Origin of the sequence: Kitasatospora sp. NPDC057965, from assembly GCF_042887135.1 — a bacterium.
Classification (GTDB): Bacteria; Actinomycetota; Actinomycetes; order Streptomycetales; family Streptomycetaceae; genus Kitasatospora.
In genome coordinates this window covers 81509-98813 of sequence record NZ_JBHVPZ010000001.1, presented here as the reverse complement: position 1 = coordinate 98813, position 17305 = coordinate 81509, and the positions used below count along the sequence as shown (strand labels likewise).

At 71.3% G+C, this 17305-nt stretch carries 15 protein-coding genes; 1 reads left to right on the top strand and 14 read right to left on the bottom strand.

Annotated elements, in window-relative coordinates; genetic code table 11:
• The first annotated feature begins 138 nt into the window (after positions 1 to 138).
• A complete protein-coding gene (locus ACFVVU_RS00370; RefSeq protein ID WP_387787187.1) occupies positions 139 to 345 on the top strand; it encodes a hypothetical protein in 207 nt (68 codons plus the stop codon).
• Positions 346 to 524: 179 nt separating this feature from the next.
• Here ACFVVU_RS00370 and ACFVVU_RS00365 read toward each other — a convergent pair whose 3' ends face one another.
• The 14 genes from ACFVVU_RS00365 to ACFVVU_RS00300 form a co-directional block, all read right to left on the bottom strand.
• Entirely contained in the window at positions 525 to 2108 is a 1584-nt protein-coding gene (locus ACFVVU_RS00365) for a beta-N-acetylhexosaminidase (RefSeq protein ID WP_387787184.1), read from the bottom strand.
• Positions 2109 to 2122: 14 nt separating this feature from the next.
• Positions 2123 to 3766 carry a DUF4127 family protein gene (locus tag ACFVVU_RS00360; protein ID WP_387787181.1) on the bottom strand — a complete coding sequence of 548 codons (1644 nt, stop codon included), beginning with the start codon at positions 3764 to 3766 and terminating at the stop codon, positions 2123 to 2125.
• Positions 3766 to 4464, bottom strand: a complete 699-nt coding sequence (locus tag ACFVVU_RS00355) for an N-acetylmannosamine-6-phosphate 2-epimerase (protein WP_387787178.1) — start codon at positions 4462 to 4464, stop codon at positions 3766 to 3768. The genes ACFVVU_RS00360 and ACFVVU_RS00355 overlap by 1 nt, the downstream gene beginning before the upstream one ends.
• The gene (locus ACFVVU_RS00350) at positions 4461 to 5543 is read right to left on the bottom strand and encodes an ROK family protein (protein WP_387787175.1); all 1083 of its coding nucleotides are present in this window, start codon (positions 5541 to 5543) and stop codon (positions 4461 to 4463) included. Before ACFVVU_RS00350 ends, ACFVVU_RS00355 begins: the two co-directional genes overlap by 4 nt.
• Complete coding sequence (locus ACFVVU_RS00345) at positions 5540 to 6379, bottom strand: carbohydrate ABC transporter permease (RefSeq protein WP_380679027.1); 840 nt, start codon at positions 6377 to 6379, stop codon at positions 5540 to 5542. The genes ACFVVU_RS00350 and ACFVVU_RS00345 overlap by 4 nt, the downstream gene beginning before the upstream one ends.
• Positions 6369 to 7331 carry a carbohydrate ABC transporter permease gene (locus ACFVVU_RS00340; protein WP_380679024.1) on the bottom strand — a complete coding sequence of 321 codons (963 nt, stop codon included), beginning with the start codon at positions 7329 to 7331 and terminating at the stop codon, positions 6369 to 6371. Before ACFVVU_RS00340 ends, ACFVVU_RS00345 begins: the two co-directional genes overlap by 11 nt.
• A 2-nt stretch (positions 7332 to 7333) precedes the next feature.
• Positions 7334 to 8614: an ABC transporter substrate-binding protein gene (locus ACFVVU_RS00335; RefSeq protein ID WP_387787711.1), complete on the bottom strand. Its 1281-nt coding sequence runs from the start codon at positions 8612 to 8614 to the stop codon at positions 7334 to 7336.
• 32 nt (positions 8615 to 8646) lie between these two features.
• The gene (locus tag ACFVVU_RS00330) at positions 8647 to 10242 is read right to left on the bottom strand and encodes an FAD-dependent oxidoreductase (protein WP_387787709.1); all 1596 of its coding nucleotides are present in this window, start codon (positions 10240 to 10242) and stop codon (positions 8647 to 8649) included.
• Between the two features lie 5 nt (positions 10243 to 10247).
• Positions 10248 to 11270 carry a LacI family DNA-binding transcriptional regulator gene (locus ACFVVU_RS00325; protein WP_387787172.1) on the bottom strand — a complete coding sequence of 341 codons (1023 nt, stop codon included), beginning with the start codon at positions 11268 to 11270 and terminating at the stop codon, positions 10248 to 10250.
• Between the two features lie 678 nt (positions 11271 to 11948).
• Positions 11949 to 12977, bottom strand: coding sequence for an LLM class flavin-dependent oxidoreductase (locus tag ACFVVU_RS00320; protein WP_387787169.1), 1029 nt, complete (start codon positions 12975 to 12977; stop codon positions 11949 to 11951).
• Positions 12978 to 13064: 87 nt separating this feature from the next.
• The gene (locus ACFVVU_RS00315) at positions 13065 to 13565 is read right to left on the bottom strand and encodes a MarR family winged helix-turn-helix transcriptional regulator (protein WP_387787167.1); all 501 of its coding nucleotides are present in this window, start codon (positions 13563 to 13565) and stop codon (positions 13065 to 13067) included.
• A 276-nt stretch (positions 13566 to 13841) separates the two neighbouring features.
• Entirely contained in the window at positions 13842 to 14291 is a 450-nt protein-coding gene (locus tag ACFVVU_RS00310; RefSeq protein WP_387787165.1) for a hypothetical protein, read from the bottom strand.
• Positions 14292 to 14590: 299 nt separating this feature from the next.
• Entirely contained in the window at positions 14591 to 16066 is a 1476-nt protein-coding gene (locus tag ACFVVU_RS00305) for a DEAD/DEAH box helicase (RefSeq protein WP_387787162.1), read from the bottom strand.
• 319 nt (positions 16067 to 16385) lie between these two features.
• On the bottom strand, positions 16386 to 16589 hold the full coding sequence (locus ACFVVU_RS00300; protein ID WP_045694210.1) for a cold-shock protein: 204 nt from the start codon (positions 16587 to 16589) through the stop codon (positions 16386 to 16388).
• Positions 16590 to 17305 lie beyond the last annotated feature (716 nt).

The window sequence follows — 17305 nt, the reverse complement described above, 5'->3', positions numbered from 1 at the left end:
CCGCGCGAGTTCGGCGCGACTGGGCTCGACCCGGCGCAACCGGGCGCGGCCCGGATTGAGGGTCCTGACGGGCCGCAGGCTGGTGGAGAGGTCGGCCGACCGCAACGTCCTTGCCCCGAAGCCCCTTGGAGCCGCGCCGTGTCACCGTCTCCGCAGGAGAACCCGTCCGTCCCGGACCCGACCCACCGACCGGCCGATGCCGCGTCCCGCCCCGTCCCGCTCTCCGAGCACCCCGAGGACCCTGCCGACGTGGCACCGCTGCGCCGCGCCTTCCTGCGCGGGGTGTGCGTCGAAGCCGGCAAGACCTTGTTCCGGGAGGCGTGGAGGATGATCACCGACGAGTGACGTCCGCCGTCCAGGTCGCGACCGCACCTGACGGCCGCGCACCGAGCCCGGCGGCCACCGCCGGGCTCGGTGCGGTTACGGGCGCGGTGCCGGCGGCCCGGACCAGCCGGCGCCGGAAGTCGGGCGAACCTGCGGAGCCAGACACAGCCATGTCCGGCAGCAGTCACCCGATCACCGGGTCACCCCCACGGCACCTCCACCGATCGGTGGTAGTGCCACCCGAGCCCGGACCACCGCGGCGCGTGCGTGGCAAGCCGTACCCGGTATTCCTCCCATTCCCGCCCGTCGACCGGCGACCACCCGATCTCCGCGACGCCGGGGAGCCGCGGCAGCGTCATGTACTGCACCTCCTCGAACGTCGCCACCCGCTCCGTCCACAGCGCGGCCTCGGCGCCGTGCACCTGGCTCTCGGTGACGCCGGGGATGTAGGTGACCGGGTCCCAGGTGTAGCCGTCCTGGACGTCGGTGTAGCCGGCCCAGTCGTGCCCGATCGGCGTGTTGGCGTCGTACTTCATGTCGAAGTACGCCTTCTTGCTGGGCGAGAGGACGAGCGTGGCGCCCTGGGCCAGCGCGCCCCGGGCCTTCGCGGCGTTGGCCCAGAACTGGACGACGGTGCTGGGGGCGATGTCGGCGAGGCCGACCTCCTCCCAGCCGACCATCCGCTTGCCGAGGCCGTGCACGGTCTGCTGGACGCGGCTGATGAACAGGCGGTAGTCCTCGGGTGCGGTCGCCAGCGCCTCGTCGCCGCCGATGTGCAGGTAGGGACCGGGGGTGAGGTCCGCGAGTTCGCCGAGGACGTCATCAACGAACCGGTAGGTGACGTCCTTGTCGATGCACAGCGAGTTGGGAATGCCTTTCTCGCCCGTGTAGAGCGGCGGTGCCACACCGTCGCAGGTGAGTTCGGCGTAACTGGCCTGGGCCGCGTTGACATGGGCGGGCATGTCGATCTCGGGGATCACCATGATGTGGCGTTCCGCGGCGTGGCGGACGATGTCCGCGTACTCGCGCTGGGTGAAGTAGCCGCCGGGGCCGCCTCCGACCTCGGTGGAGCCGCCGTAGGTGGCCAGGCGGGGCCAGCTCTTGATCTCCAGGCGCCAGCCCTGGCTGTCGCTGAGGTGCAGGTGGAGGCGGTTGATCTTGTACAGGGCGAGGATGTCGATGTAGCTCTTCACCTCGTCGGCGGTGAAGAAGTGCCGGGCCACGTCGAGCATGGACCCGCGCCAGGGGAACCGCGGCGCGTCCTCGATGTGCAGGGGGGAGATGGTCCACGGTCCGGCGTGCGGGGTGCCGGACTCCGCCGCGGCGGGAAGCAGCTGGCGCAGCGTCTGCGTCGCGTGGAAGAGACCGGCCGGCTCGGCGGCGCGCAGGTGGACGCCCCCGTGGGTCACGTCGAGGCGGTAGCCCTCGGCGGAAGGGGTCTCGTCGTCGACGGCCAGGGTGATGGCCTGCGGGGTGCCGCCGGAGGTGACCACCGGGACGGCATGGCCCGTGGCCCGGCGCAGCCAGGTGGCGAGGTACTCGGCCGTGCGGCGGGCCTCGGGGGCCGGGTGGCGCACCACGACGGCGGTGTCGGCGGTGATCTCGAACGGACGGCCGCCGGTCATCCTCAGCGAGCGGGGCTTGGGGATGAGCGCGGGCGTGGGCGGCGTGACGGGCGCGGTGCGACCGGGAGCCGCGACGGCGGGGGAGGTGAGGTGGACGGCACCGGCGAGACCGACGGCGCCGGCGATGAGGACACTGCGGCGGCGGGGGCTGTGCTGCATCGTTCGTACTCCGCTCAGGCCAGGGTGAGGTGGGGTTCGAGCGTCACCTCGAAAAGGCGGTCCCAAGGCAGTTCGATGTGGATGTCACCGACGGCGGCGAGCTTGGCGGTGCGGGTGGTCGCACCGCGGTAGCCGAGGACGAGGTGGTGGCCGGCGAAGTGGTCGGTGAAGTACTGGCGGGTCACCGGGGCGAGACGGTCCTGGACCCAGCCGTCGAAGACAGCCTTCTGCTCGGCCGTCAGGTTCAACGGGTTCCACCCCTTGGACCTGGCCTCCGCGTAGGCGGCCTTCTGGAGGACGTTCTTCCAGTGGTCGTCCTTGACGAACCGGTAGAGCAGGTACTCCGCGTGCGCCCGGCCCGGGTCGGTCAGCGCCGGTACCCCCATTCCGCTGGTCGAGCGCTTCAGGAAGGCCCAGCGAGCGGTGCCGTGGGCCAGGGCCAGACCGAGGGCGTTGCCACCGGTGTTCCAGCCGGAGTACGACAGCAGCGCGGCCAGGTCGACGCGCTGTTCCAGCTCGGCCACCAGGTCGTGGTCGGCACGGTTGACGAAGATCGGGTCCACCACGACGACCGGCTCCCCGGCCGCCGTCAGCCCGGCGACCCGACGGGCGAACGCGGCGAGGTCGGCCGGCCGCTGGTCCTTGTTCGCCGAAGGGGTGTTGACCATGAGCACCAGGTCGGCGCGGCCGGCGACGACGGTGCCGCCGACGGACTTCACGTGCCGGCGGATGTTCTCCGCGAACGGGATGCCTTCGAGTTCCGCCGTCCACTGCTCGCCGGAGATCCCGGCGTACTCCACCCGGTAGGTGGGCGAGGTGCCCGCGGCGATCAGCCGGGCGACCAGCAGCGCGTCGACCTCGTCCGCGCCGGGGAAGACCTCGACCCGCCGGCCGACCCCCAACTGCTCGACCAGCTTTTCGAGCTCGACGCGTTCGGCCCGGGCCAGGCCCACCGGGGCGGTGTCGTCCTCGGAGAGCACCAGATGGCTGATGGTGCCGTCGGCGACCCACTCGACCATCTGCCGGTTGACCTCGTGGTTGCGGGCCCGCGCCCTCAGGTAGTCGTCGACCACCGCGTCCGGGATGGTGGCCCGCACTGCCGTGAGCCGGGGCCGCAGCTCTTCCCGGCCGAGGTTCTCCACCTGGTCGTACAGCTTGGCCCACTCGACCAGCGCGGCCACGTACTGTTCGAGGTCGGGGTTGCCTGGGGTCAACGCGAGGCGCTGGATGGTGTCGTGGACCACGATCTGCGCGCTCGGCCGGGCCGCCCGCAGTGCCCGGATCGCCGCGATGTTGGCCCGCGCCGACTCAAGAGTGGGCGTGCCCGTGCGGGAGGCGATCAGGCCGCCGTAGGCGAGCATGCTCACCGAGATCACGTACTCGTCGGCGCCGGCCGAGCCCAGCCAGCGGGCGACGGCCGCGCCGTCCCCGGGCTGGAAGAAGCGGCCGAGGGTCTTGCGCGGCGGCAGAACGAGGTCGACGCCGGCGACGGCGGCGGTCATGGTCGGGCAGTAGACGTTGACGGGCCGGTCGTCGAGAGGGACGAGGGCGATCCGGCGGCTCGGACGTGAGGCCGCGGCGGCTGCCTGCGGGGTGAGGCCCAGCAGCGGGGCGGCCAGGACGGCGGCTCCAGCAGTAAGGACTGTACGTCTTCTCATCAGGGGTGCACTCCGTTCGCGTCGGCGTGAGCGGGAACTGACCGGGCCAGTTCCCTGGTCAGGTACAGGGGTGAGGTGATGGCGTTGCCCACCACCACGGCGTGTGCCCCAGCGGCGTAGGCGCGTCGCAGGTCTTCCGCTGTGCGGTAGCGGCCTTCGGCGATGACCGGAACGGACAGCCGCGCGACCAGGCGTTCCAGCAGGCCGAGGTCAGGCCCCGGGGTCTTCGGGGTGTGTGAGGTGTAGCCGGAGAGCGTGGTGGCGACGGCGTCGGCGCCCGCGTCGGCCGCGGCCTGTCCCTCCGCCTCGGTGGACACGTCCGCCAGGACGAGGGCGCCGGCGGCGTGCGCGGCGGCGACGACGGCCGCGAACGGTTCGGGCCGCGAACGGTCGGTGGCGTCGATGGCGACCAGGTGCGCCCCGGCCTGCGCGACGGCTCGGGCGTGCCTGCTGGTCGGCGTGATCACGACCGGCCCGGGGCCGTCCTTCCACAGGCCGATGACCGGCACGTCCACCGCCGCCCGCACGGCGGCGATGTCCTCGGGGGCGTTGGCGCGGATGCCCGCCGCGCCGCCGAGGACCGCCGCGGCGGCGACCCTCGCCTGCACGGCTGCGTCGCGCATCGGGTCGGCGGGTTCGTCCGGCAGCGGCTGGCAGGAGACCACCAGGCCACCGCGGAGGGTGTCGAGAACGTTCACTGGGGCTCCGTTTCGGTGGTGTGCGGGAAGGTGACCGACCGCGGCCGGCTGCCGGGTTCGGCAGGACCGGGACCAGCAGACCCGGGATCGACCCGCCCAGGACCGGCAGACCTCGGATCGGACGACCTCGGATCGGACGGCCTCGGACCGGACGACCTCGGACCGGACGACCTCGGACCGGACGGCAGGCACGTGGCCCGCCGGGTCATCGCCGCCCGGGCCGCGCCGACGGCGACCGCCGCGTCACCGAGCGCGGCCGGGACCAGCGTCACGTCGGCGTGGACCGGCAGCCGCTCGGCGGCATACGCGCTTCGGGCGTACGGCAGCAGCGCTCGGCCGGCGCCTCCGGCCACCACCACCGTCTGCGGATCGAGCAGCGCCACCAGTCCCGCGAGGGCCCGGCCGAGCGCGTGGCCGGCGGTGGCGAGGACCTCCACGGCGGCCGGGTCGCCGGCGGCGCAGCGGGCGGCGACCTCGCGGCCGCTCACGTCCGCCCCGGTGCGCAGCCGATAGGCGCGGGCGAGACCGGTGCCGGAGGCCACGCCCTCCAGGTGTCCGGTGCGCCCGCAGCCGCAGGTCAGCCCGTCGGCGTCCGGAGCCGGAAGATGAGCCGTCTCTCCGGCGCCGCCGCGCGCCCCGTGGTCGACCGCGCCGCCGCGGACCAGGCCGCCGCCGAGGCCGGTGCCGACCGCGACCAGCAGCACATGTGCGTGACCGCGGGCGGCCCCGGCCCAGCTCTCGCCGAGGGCGGCGGCGTTGACGTCGTTGTCCACCACGACGGGCCGGCCGATGCGCCGGGCCAGCGCATCGGCCACCGGTGTCCCGGCCCAGCCGGGCAGCGAGTCGGTGGCGTACCGGACGACACCGGTGGCCGGGTCGATGAGACCCGCCGCGCCGACGCCGACCGGACCGGCGCCGCCGAGCCGCCGGGCCAGGTCGGCGGCGGTCTCCAGCACCGCGTCCGGGCCCTGCGCGGCCGGGGTGTCGGCTCGTGCCTGGTCGAGCACGGCGCCGTCGGGTCCGACGAGGGCCGCCAGCGTCTTGGTGCCGCCGATGTCGATGCCGAGTGTGGCGTTCACTTCAGCCCCGTATGGGCGAGGCCCTCGATGAACTGCTTCTGGGCGATGACGAACACGATCAGCACCGGGATCGCGGTCAGCGACGCCGCGGCGAGCTGGACGTTCCACATGGCTCCGCCGTAGGAGTCCACGTACTGGGTGAGCGCCTGCGGCAGGGTGAACTTCTCCGGCGAGGAGAGGTACACCACCGGTTCCAGGTAGAGGTTCCAGCTCTGCAGGAAGGTGAAGATCGCGACGGCGCCGAGCGCCGGCCTGGCCAGCGGCAGGGCGATCCGCCAGAACGTGCCGAAGTAGCCGATGCCGTCGATCCGGGCGGCCTCCTCCAGTTCGTTGGGCAGGCTGATGAAGAACTGCCGCATGATGAAAGTGGCCAGGACACTCGGCGCGCCGAGGACCGGCACCAGGATCAGCGGCCAGTGGGTGTTGATCAGGCCGAGGTCGTTGAACATCTGGAAGAGCGGGACGATGGTGACCTCGCTCGGGATGAGCAGGCCCACCAGCACCACCAGGAACAGCGCGTTCTGGCCACGGAACTTGATGCGGGCGAAGGCGTACCCGGCGAGCGAGGACACGATCATCGTCCCCGCCGTCACCAACGCGGCGATGTAGAGGCTGTTGACGTACTGCTGGACGAACGGGCGCCCGTCGAAGACCTCCCGGTAGGCCGAGAGCGTCGGGTTGCTCGGGAAGAGCTGCGGCGGGTAGGAGAAGATGTCGCCGATGGGCTTGAACGACGACGTCACCATCCACCAGGTCGGGAAGACGAAGGGGATCGCGAGCACACAGAGCAGGCCGTACAGGGCGACTCGGGCGCGCAGCGGGATTTTACGATTCATAGAAGACCCACCTCTTGCGCATCTGCCACTGCAACACGGTGAGCGCCAGCACGACCAGCAGCAGCAGGATGGACAGGGTCGCGCCGTAGCCGAAGTGATGGAACTGGAAAGCCTGCTGGTAGAGGTAGTAGACGAGCACGGTGGTGGACAGCTTCGGGCCACCCTGGGTGAGCACCGCGATCTGCGCGAACACCTGGAGCGAACCCACAATGGTGATCACCGACGTCAGCAGGATCGTCGGGCTGATCAGCGGCAGGGTGATGGACCGGAACCGGATCCACGCGCCGGCCCCGTCGACCCGGGCCGCCTCGTACAGCTCCTTGGGCACGCCCTGGAGCGCGGCCAGGAACAGCACCATGTTCAGACCGACGTTCTTGAACACCTGCACGACGATGACCGAGAACATGGCGGTGCCCTCGCCGCGCAGCCAGTTGGGTCCGTCGATGCCGACGGTGTGCAGCAGGCCGTTGATGCCGCCGTTGTTCTGGAGCAGGAAGCCCCACACGATGGTCCAGGCGACCAGCGACACCACGACGGGAGAGAAGAACAGCGTGCGGAACACCGTCATTCCGCGCAGCTTCTGGTTGAGCAGGACGGCGAGCAGGAGGGCCAGGCCGAGGTTGAGCACCACCAGGCCGACCGAGAACAGGGCCGTGGACTTCAGTACCTGGGGCAGGTTGGCGTCGTCCAGCAGCTGGGTGTAGTTGTCGCCGCCCGTGTAGTGGAAGTCGCCGGCCAGCACGTTCCACTCATGCAGGCTGTACCGGAAGACGAGGGCGATGGGCAGCAGCACGAAGACGGCGCTGCCGAGGAGTTGGGGCGCGATGAACGCGAGACCGGCGAGCTGGTCACGTCGGCGCCGGGTCCAGAACGGACGTCGCGGCGGCTGCCCCGCGGTGGCGGACCCGCTCTTGGACGGGTCCGCCACCGCTGTTCGCGGGGAGACGGACATGGTCACTTCTCCAGCAGCGGGGAGATGTTCTTGCACAGGTCGCCGAGAACGCCCTTGACGTCGGCGTTCGGCTGCCACAGCGGGTCCAGTCCGGCGCGGACGCGCTGGGCGAGTTCGGCCTGGCCGGCGTGGCCCGGCTTGACCACACCCTTCTTGACGCCGCTGACGACCACGCTTTCGAGCTGGTCGTTCTTCAGCAGCGGGTTGGTCTTGGCCAGGTTCTCCGCGGTGAGCTGGGATTCCCGGGGCGGCGGGAAGTAGGCGGCGAGCTTGGCGGAGTTCTGCGGGTTGGTGAAGTAGGCGAGGAAGTCCTTGGCCTGCTTGGTGTGGCCACCCCGCTTGACCACGCCGATGCCGGCCTGGCCGATCACCGAGTAGTCGCCGCTCGGTCCGGCCGGCAGCGGCACCAGGTCCCAGTCGAACTTGGCGCTCTCCAGCAGTGACGCCCGGCTGATCTGGGTGATGGTCATCGCCGCGTCGCCGGTGAAGAAATCGGCGGACTCGCCGGGGCCCGGCATCGCCTTGTCCTCGAAGATCCCCTTGTGCAGGGCGGTCATCGCGTCGACCATCGGCTGGCTGTCGAAGGTGCAGGTCTTGCCGTCGGCACTCCAGGGCTCGGCCTTCCAGCCGCCCCAGAAGGTGGCCGCGTTGCCCCAGTCCTTGTACTCGAAGTCACGGATCACGATGCCGGCCTTGCCGGTGGAGCGGTGCACCTCGGCGCCCTCGGCGAGTGCGGTCGTCCAGTCCCACTTGCCCGCCTTGATGAGCTGGTCCGGGGTCTCCTGGCCGGCCGCCTTCAGCAGGTCGCGGTTGACGAAGACACCGAACGGCGAGGTGGAGAACGGGTACGCGTACAGCTTGCCGTCGCTCTTCCAGAGCTTGGTGGTGCTCGGGATCAGGTCGTCGTACTGGTAGCCGTCGGTCTGCTTCAGGGTGTCGTCGAGCGGCACCAGGGCCCCGGAGCTGACGAAGTCGGCCGCGTCCTTCTCGAAGACCCACGCGAGGTCGGGGGCGTTGCCGCCGGTCATCTGGGTGGTGAGCGCCGTGCTGTAGGTCTCGGACGGCAGCGGGTCGAACTTGATGTCCTTGACCTCGGGGTGGGACTTCATGTACTCGGCGGCGATCTCGTTGAAGAGCTGCAGGTGCGGCTTGTTGGACGTCCAGACCGTCATCCGCAGGGTCACCGGACCCTTGTCGTCCCCCGAGCCCTCTCCACCGCACGCGGCCAGGACCAGCGTTGCGGACATCGCGGCGGCGACCGTGGCCAGCCCTCTTCGTATCATCATGGTGTTCTCCCTCGGTGGTGCGTGGAGGCCTAGTAGCCCGTGATGTCGGGCCAGCGCAGTTCGACGCCGGCCGCGGTGAGCTGGTCCTGGAAGGCCGAGAGCAGTTCGGGGTTCTCCCGGACCGAGCGGGGGCGGGTGCCGTGATCGAGGCAGAAGGCGGCGAGCGCGCCGGCGGCCTCCCCGATGTTCCACTCGACCGGGTGGACCCGGTAGGCGCCGTTGGTGATGTGGGTGGTGCCGATGTTCTTGCCGGCGGGCAGGAGGTTCTCGACCCTCTGCGGAAGAAGCGCGCCCAGCGGGATCTCGAACGGGCTGCAGCCGACGTCGATGTAGGTGTCGCCGCCCGTCGAGGGGTGCAGGTCGATCCGGTACATGCCCAGGCCGACGGAGTCCGGGTACCGCACGGCGCCCCGCTCCCCGCGGACGGCGAGCGAGAGGTCCTGCTCGACGACGGTGTAGTCGGCCTTGATCCGGCGCGCCTCGCGGATGTACGGGGCCTGGGCCAGGCCGTCCGTGCCGCCGGTGATGTCGCCGCGCAGCCGCAGCCCCGGGAATCCGGTGCCGCCGTCCGGGCGGGGCGCCTCGGTCTGCATCCAGTACAGGAAGGCGAAGCTCAGCTCCCTGGCCCGGCGCAGGTGGTCGGCGGCGTCGGGGACGTCGAGGACGGGGCCTTCGAGGTAGTCGATCATCGGCCAGTTGACCAGGGTGATGTCGCTGGGGTACGCGCCGTCGGTGAAGGTGCCTCGGGCGGCGATCCGGCGGAACGTCCACAGGTTGGCGTTGCCGGGATTGACGCGCTGGTCGGCGTTGACCGCCAGCGGGTCGTCACTGGGGTTGGGGCTGAAGTCGTGCCCGACGCGCTCCAGCGTCCTGGGGTGCGGGTACTGCCAGGACAACAGCGGTCCGCCCCACACCTCGGGCTGGTAGGACCGCCAGAAGTCGTAGTCCGCGGGCTTGTCGATGGTGTGGTCGCCGTCGACGTGATCCATGGCGAAACACACCGATACGGCCTGCATGTTGAGCGGCTGGGCGACCTGCGGGGCGCTCGGCTCGCCGGTGTCGGCGGCGGACTCGAAGCCGGTGACGTACTCGGTGCCGGTGAGCGGCAGCAGGTCGCCGGTCTCGGTGGCGTCCAGCACGTAGGAGGCGGTGGCATGGACCTTCCCACCGGTGTCGCGGTGAGTCAGGGTCACCGCGGTCACCCGGTCGCCGTCGGTGTCGGCGGCGGTCGGCCGGTACGGCTGGAGGACGGTGAGCCGCCCGCTGGCGCGGTAGGGCGCGAGCATCGCCTCGATGACCGCCACCGCGACCCGCGGTTCGTGGCAGAGCTTGCTCACCCAGCCCCCGCCGGGGTTCAGTTCGAGGCGGGCCCTGGCCCGTTCGGTGAGCGGGTAGTGCCGGCGGTAGTAGTCGCGAATGCCGTCGCGCAGGGCCCGGTAGCCGGCCGTGACGCCGAACTGCTCCACCCAGGAATGCTCGTCCGGCGGCACTGCCTGGCTGGTGAGCTGCCCGCCGATCCAGTCGAACTCCTCGGTCAGCACCACGGTCCGGCCGGCGCGGGCGGCGGCGAGCGCCGCGGCGACGCCGCCCAGCCCTCCGCCGACCACCAGCACGTCGCTGCGTATCTCGGTCAAGAACGGTCCTTTCTCGGTTCGCCGAGGGTCTGCCCCTCGACGAAGTGGCACGGCAGAAGCCGCTGGAGCGTGGTGGTCGACCGGTCCTCCAGTAAGGCGGCGAGGAGTTCCACCGACTGCCAGCCCATCTCCCGGCGCGGAATGCGAAAGCCGGTGCTCGCGATGTCGGCGTCCGCCGACTCGGCCGGTACGCCGGTCACCACGACCGACAGGTCACCGGGCACGTCGACGCCTCGTTCCCGGGCCGCCCGGATCAGCGCGACCCCGTCCGCGTAGCCCTCGACCACGGCGGTGGTCACCCCGGCGGCGAGCAGCGCGTCCAGGGTCTCCCCCGCGGACCGGCCGGCCGTCCGCTCGTGCCGGCCACTCCCTCGGGTACCGGCGCGGAACCCGTTCATCCGGTCGTCGGCGGACTCCGCTCCCTCCCCCGCCCCGACGTAGGCGAACTCCCGGTGCCCGAGCTCCCGGGCCCGCTCGACCAGCTGCTGGGTGGCGGCGGCGTAGTCCGCCCCCACGCAGGGCACCGGGCCACCCGCGTCGTCGCGTCGGCCGACTGCCACGAACGGGTAGTTCTCGCGGTTCAGCCGGGCCAGCTCGTCGTGCGGTATGTCCCGGCCGAGCAGGATGCAGCCGTCGGCGATCCGCAGCCGGTTGTTCTCGTGGAACACCTTGCGCCGCCCGTCGGTGACCGGAGCGCTGGTGAACAGCAGCAGGTCGCACCTGAGCTGCTCGGCACACTCCTCGATGCCACGCAGGAACGGGTAGTAGAAGTCGGCGCTGGTGCTCGGGAACACCGATTCGTAGGTGAACACGCCGACGATCTGGTTGAGCTGACGCACCATGCGGCGGGCCACGGGGTCGGCCGCGTACCCGGTCTCCCGGATCACGTCGAGGACGCGCTGCCTGGTCTCGGGGGCGATGCGGGTCGTCGCGTCGGTCCTGTTGTTCAGCACGAGCGAGACCACCGCCTGGCTGACGCCGGCGAGGCGAGCGATGTCACGCTGCGTGATCCTTGGCACGGGGAACTCCTCCGGAGGCTACTGAAGCCCTCGCTGATAATACGTATTATCAACTCGGTGATCAGTGACGCTACTCGGGCCGTTACGCGGTGTCAACGATCCTGGTGGACTTTGTCAGGGATCTTGAAGAATCCAGGCGGGTGGTTGACATTTCGCAACATCGACTGATTTGCACCACCTCTGTGTTCCCGGTGTGGCAAGCGTCCGTTCACCCGTTGTCCGGTGGGGCGACGCACCAGCCCCGGCAATCCCCTCCCGGACCCCTGCACCGACTACCGCCCGTGAGCAGCCGAGGCCGCCGGTTCACCGGCCCTCATCGACCCGGCGCCGAGCGGCTCCGGGATCGAGGCGGGTCGGCCGTCCTGAGCACACGGATGACGGTCGACCTCCAGGTCGCCACCCCCACCCTCGCCGCCCGCGCCACCGGCGCCCGTGCCGAGCGCGCCGACACCCGCCGAGCGCTGGAGCGACCACGCCCCGGCGACCGCGGCGTACGACCTGAAATCCTGACTGGCCATCAGAAAGCCGGGCTGCCAAGCTCATCCGTCGGCAGACCGGCCGTCAGCGTGCTCCGCACGAGCTCCCCGCAGGGGACCTGAGGGATCCGGTCGACGGCGCCAGTGGGCCGGGGCGGGCGCCGGGTGCCGACCCTTGCCCCCGCCCCGGCGCACCGAGCCGCTACGCGTCGCCCAGCGGACGGCTGGGCAGTTCGCGACGGAGCACCGGGGCGATCTCGGTGAAGAACAGTTCCAGCGTGGCGAGGTAGTCCGCGCGGTCCAGGACCTCGCCGTCCACGTGCAGGTGGAGCAGCTCGTGGCCGAAGTGCCCGTGCTGGCCCAGCACCTTCTCGATGATCTGCTGCGGGCTGCCGACCAGCACCGATCCGTGCTCGATCCAGTCCTCGACGGTGTCGAAGCGGATCGAGCCGCCGTCGAGGGCTCGGTTGACCTTCAGCCGGGCCTCGAACACCGGGCGGTAGCGCGCCACCGCCTCCTGCGAAGTGCGGGCGCCGAAGTAGCCCGCCGTGCCCGCGCCGACCAGGGCGCGGGCCGGGTCGTGGCCGTACGCCGCCCAGCGTTCCCGGTAGTGGCGGACGATCGCGGCGTACGGGCCGATGGCGCCGGCGCCGTTGGGGGTGAACAGCGGGTCGCCGTGGCGGGCGGCGAAGTCGGCGGAGTCCGGGTTGCTTCCGGCGCCGTGCCAGATCCGGATCTCGGGCCGGAAGGGGCGCGGCAGTGGTTCGGCGTCCTCCAGCGAGCGGCCGAGCCGGCCCTGCCAGGTGACCCGCTCCTGCCGCCACAGCCGGCGGAACAGCAGGTAGTTCTCCTGGAGCAGCTCCCACTGGTTCTCCCGGGTGACGCCGAACAGGCGGGAGGAGCGCGGGTAGGCGCCCTTGGCGACGATCAGGTCCAGCCGGCCGCCGGCGAGGTGGTCCAGGGTGGCGTAGTCCTCGTAGGCGCGCAGCGGGTCGAGCATGCCGAGGGTGGTGACGGCGGTGAAGAGCCGTATCCGCGAGGTGACGGCGGCGATGTGGGCGAGCAGGACGGGCGGGGAGCTGGAGACGGCGGGGCGGTCGTGCCGCTCGCCGATGCCGTAGGCGTCGAAGCCCAGCTCCTCGGCGAACACGGCGTAGTCGACGAGTTCGCGGAGCTGATCGTGGTCCGGCTTGGCCCGGTCGGGCAGGTGGGGCAGGAGCAGGAAGCGCATGGCGGTCCCCCCGGTACGGCATCGAGTTGATGTGTCAACCCCAGCATGGGCGTGCCAGGTTGACACGTCAACCAGCTTCGGCGGTCTTCAGGGGGCGGGCCGGTCGTCCTTCAGCCGTTCCGTCAGGGCGGCGGAAATGCCGACGAGGGCCAGTCGCTGATCCTCCGTCAGGGGATCGGTGAGCCAGTGGCGGATGTGCGCCGCGCGCCGGGGCAGCGCGGCGGCGACGGCGGCCCGGCCCTCCTCCGTGAGGGCCACCACGGCGCCTCGCTCGGCGCCCGGGCAGGGCTCGCGGGTGACCAGGCCGCGCCCGGCCATCCGGGTCAGGTGGTGGTGCAGCCGGCTCTTCTCGAACTGGGTGACGCCGCTCAGCCGGTAGGGTCGCAGCTTCCCGCCGGGGGCGGCCAGCAGGGCCTGGAGGATGGCGAGGTCCGGCTCGGACAGGCCGGTCTCCTGCTGCAACTGCTGGGCCAGGCGGCGCCAGAACAGCACCTGGGTCTCGAAGAAGCCGCTCCAGACCTCGTCCTCGTGCTCGTCGAGCCACCCCGCCCGGTCTGCCCGCCCCGCCTGCTCCGCCCGCTCAGCCATGCGGCCGATGCTATCGATCGCACGGCGTTGCCTGCAGGTTGTCGGCGCCGCCCTTCCGGGCAGCGCCCCGTCGCCTCGCCTTCCTCGGCCTGGACGTCGGCAAAGGTGAGCACCACGGAACCTCGGCGCCCCGGGCGGGCGAGCGAGTCTTCGCGTGCCTGACCGAGGCCATCCTCCTCGCCTCCCGCATCGCCGGCCGGCCCGGGGCGCGGTACCGACGTCGTCACTACCGCGCCCCGGGCGGTGCGGCGTCAGGCGCCGCCCACGGCGCCGCGCTCACGCGCCCGGCGCGGCGGCGAGCTGCGCCAAGATCGGGTTCTTCACCACGTACTTGCGGTCCACGATGATTCTCTGGACCGGACCTGGGGATTGGTCACGCTGACCTTGCCACCGTCGCGGGCCCCGGAGACCCCGTCCCTGGAACTGCGCGGCACCCGGGAGTTGGATCTGATCGACGCCTGCTGGAAGCACTTCGACCGGACCTGGGCCATCGTTGAGGAGCGCGACGAAGTGAAGACGATAAGGGCTTCCACGACTGATCCACGACTTCGACTTCGACTTCGACAAGGTTCCTGAATGCGGCCAGGCGTCAAGGCTTTCCTCGCATGCGCCATAGCCGCATCTGTGGCTGACCCTGGCGTCATGCAGAAGTGAAGCCGGCCCGTCCGGCACTGCTGCCCGCGACGTGTCATTGCCATCAGATTCGGGCACCGGGTCCACGATCATGGGAATTCCCAGCCCAGGGCTGCAATAGCGATTTGGCGTGCCTGTTCCTCCCGGTGCGATCGACGCTTCCTACGGGCGTCGCCGCGAGGGTGGCGGCGAAGAGCTCCGGGTGAAGTTCGGGATCCGAAAGGAAGATCTCAGCGATCTTCCTTCCAGCATGGGCACCGGTGAGGAGCAGCTGAATTCCGGCGTGATCGAGTTCGCTACCCGCGACCTCGCCCCGTCCAGGGTGCCGCGGATCCACCGCGTGCGGGTGGGCGAGCTTGCGAGCTTCGCCGGTGCCACCGTGGCCGCGCCCGTCACGGCCGGAGGTCGTCCGGGTGTCGCCGCCCGCACGGGCGGGACGGCCGCGCCGGCCGGCGGATGCCGGAGGCGTTGCGGCGCGGGCGCTCGACAGCGGGTTCGGCGATGACGACGGGCACGCCGGTGGGTACGCGGGCACCGGTGATGCGGGCGAGTTCCTCGCCGCCTGCGAGGACCTTGGTGGTGACGGGGACGATGCCGGCCGAGGTCATCAGGCGGGCCGCCGCGCGGCGCTGGCTGGGCAGCACCAGCGTGACCACGGTGCCGGACGCGCCGGCGCGGGCGGTGCGTCCGCCGCGGTGCAGGTAGTCCTTGTGGTCGGTCGGCGGATCGAGGTTGACGACCAGGTCGAGGCCGTCGACGTGGATGCCGCGGGCGGCGACGTTGGTGGCGATCAGCGCGGTCACCCCGCCGGTGCGGAACTGCTCCAGGGTGTGGGTGCGCTCCGGTTGGGACTTGCCCCCGTGCAGGGCCGCGGCCTTGACCCCCTGCGCGAGAAGATCGTCGACCAGGCGGTCCGCTCCGTTCTTGGTGTCGATGAACATGATCACCCGGCCGTCGCGGGCGGCGATGTGGGCGATCGTGGCGTTCTTGTCGGCGTTGTGCACCTGCAGCACGTGGTGCTCCATGGTGCTGACCGCCGCCGCGGACGGGTCCACCGAGTGCGTGACCGGGTCCTCCAGGAAGCGCCGCACCAGGCGGTCGACGTTGCGGTCCAGGGTGGCGGAGAACAGCATCGTCTGTCCGCCGTCGGCGACCTGATCGAGGATCTCGGTCACCTGCGGCAGGAAACCCATGTCGGCCATCTGGTCGGCCTCGTCCAGGACGGTGATGCCGACCCGGTCCAGCCGGCAGTCACCGCGCTGGACCAGATCCTTCAGCCGGCCCGGGGTGGCCACCACGACCTCGGCCCCGCGGTTCAGCATCCACGCCTGGCGGCCGATCGACGTCCCGCCCACCACGGTGGCCGTCCGCAGCCGCAGCGCGTGGGCGTAGGGGGTGAGGGCTTCGGTGACCTGCTGGGCGAGCTCGCGGGTGGGAACCAGCACCAGGGCCAGCGGGCGCCCCGGCTCGGCACGCCGGCCGGCGGTGCGGGCCAGCACGGCGAGGCCGAACGCGAGGGTCTTGCCGGAGCCGGTCCGGCCCCGGCCCAGCACGTCGCGGCCGGCCAGCGAGTTGGGCAGCGTCGCGGCCTGGATCGGAAACGGAGCGGTGACGCCCTTGCGGGCCAGCAGCGACAACAGCGCCTTCGGCAGGTCCAGTTCGTCGAAGGACTCGACGGCCGGCAGCACCGGGGTCGTGCTCACCGGCATCGCGAACTCGTCCCGGGAGGAGGAGCCCCGCGAAAGACCTCGGCCATGGCCCCGGCCGCTGGACCTCCGGCCATCGGCCGGGCCCGACGCGCGCGAGGAGGAACCGTCCCCGGAGCGGGGTTCGGTTCTCCGGTACGAGGAGCCACTGGAGCGGTTCATGCGGGAAGACCTTCCTTCGGGCGGCGCGTCACGAGGAAGGCTCTGCGGCGCTGGGCCGGAGGAGACCGCAAGGGAACGGGCCGGAGACGCGGCGGGCGGAACGTGGACGGCGGACCCGTGGGACACCTCACCCGTGGGCGGCGCCTGCCGGGGAGGGGCGGGCGTGGCGGGCCTTGGACGGCGAACCCTCGCCGCGAACGGCCGGACGTCGACCCGACCGGAAAGCGCTTCGACGGCGCCCGAAAACGCCGGGGCCCGCACCGGGCAACATGTCTCGGTGCGGGCCCCTCGCTGCCGGGCGGGTGCCGGAGCAGAAGAACTACAGCGGGCGGATGTTCTCGGCCTGCGGGCCCTTCTGGCCCTGCGTGACGTCGAACTCGACCTTCTGGCCCTCGAGCAGCTCACGGAAGCCGTTGGCGTTGATGTTCGAGTAGTGGGCGAAGACGTCCGGGCCGCCACCCTCCTGCTCGATGAAGCCGAAGCCCTTCTCCGAGTTGAACCACTTCACGGTGCCGTTAGCCATCAAAATCTCCTTCATGGGCTGTCCGAAACCCGCACGGCGCGGACTTCGCGTCGCCGCGATGAGCACCCACCCGGGGAATGAGCCGGGAAAACAAAAATGCGCCTGCGAAACATCAGCAGGCGCACACAAAGTTCATGGGAACCACTACTGCAACTGATAACGACTGTAGCAGGCCCGGGTCCGCAACGGGTGAACATTTCTCCCCGGGTTTCGGAGGCACCGACTCCGAGGCCGCCACACCCCGCCGCCGATCACGCCAACCCTTCATCATCCCAGCCCACTTGAGGTGCCGATCGCGCCCCCGTCCGCCACTGGACCCTCCCGGCGGGGCGGGACAGCCTGCCGAAAGTCTCCCCCGGCGGGCCCGACCACGAGCGACGCCGCACCCCCACGGGGTGCACGAAACGTGCCGTAGGCCACACGGATTTCGACGTCAACGACTTCCGGCGCTCCACATGGTTCCGCTGCCGCGTCCTCCGGCGACCGGCCGGAAATGGCGACATGTGCAGTAGCCCGCCGGACCCGCGGACGGCCGTCACCGTCGCCCCGGAGCACCAGGCTCCGGCCGGCCCTCACGCCCCCGGTCACACCCGGGCGGGACCCGGGTACGGCAACGGTGTCGTGCCTGCCTCCCCGTCCTCGCGGGCTCGGCCAGGGGCGGCCGTCGAGCGTACCGGGCACTGGGCGCCCCAGACCCGGGTACTGGCCAGGGTCCG

Bases quoted from the DNA above. Each gene is read 5' to 3' on its own strand.
- ACFVVU_RS00365 (WP_387787184.1), bottom strand. From the start codon at position 2,108: ATGCAGCACAGCCCCCGCCGCCGCAGTGTCCTCATCGCCGGCGCCGTC.
- ACFVVU_RS00360 (WP_387787181.1), bottom strand. From the start codon at position 3,766: ATGAGAAGACGTACAGTCCTTACTGCTGGAGCCGCCGTCCTGGCCGCC.
- ACFVVU_RS00345 (WP_380679027.1), bottom strand. From the start codon at position 6,379: ATGAATCGTAAAATCCCGCTGCGCGCCCGAGTCGCCCTGTACGGCCTG.
- ACFVVU_RS00340 (WP_380679024.1), bottom strand. From the start codon at position 7,331: ATGTCCGTCTCCCCGCGAACAGCGGTGGCGGACCCGTCCAAGAGCGGG.
- ACFVVU_RS00335 (WP_387787711.1), bottom strand. From the start codon at position 8,614: ATGATACGAAGAGGGCTGGCCACGGTCGCCGCCGCGATGTCCGCAACG.
- ACFVVU_RS00320 (WP_387787169.1), bottom strand. From the start codon at position 12,977: ATGCGCTTCCTGCTCCTGCCCCACCTGCCCGACCGGGCCAAGCCGGAC.
- ACFVVU_RS00315 (WP_387787167.1), bottom strand. From the start codon at position 13,565: ATGGCTGAGCGGGCGGAGCAGGCGGGGCGGGCAGACCGGGCGGGGTGG.
- ACFVVU_RS00310 (WP_387787165.1), bottom strand. From the start codon at position 14,291: ATGATCGTGGACCCGGTGCCCGAATCTGATGGCAATGACACGTCGCGG.
- ACFVVU_RS00305 (WP_387787162.1), bottom strand. From the start codon at position 16,066: ATGAACCGCTCCAGTGGCTCCTCGTACCGGAGAACCGAACCCCGCTCC.
- ACFVVU_RS00300 (WP_045694210.1), bottom strand. From the start codon at position 16,589: ATGGCTAACGGCACCGTGAAGTGGTTCAACTCGGAGAAGGGCTTCGGC.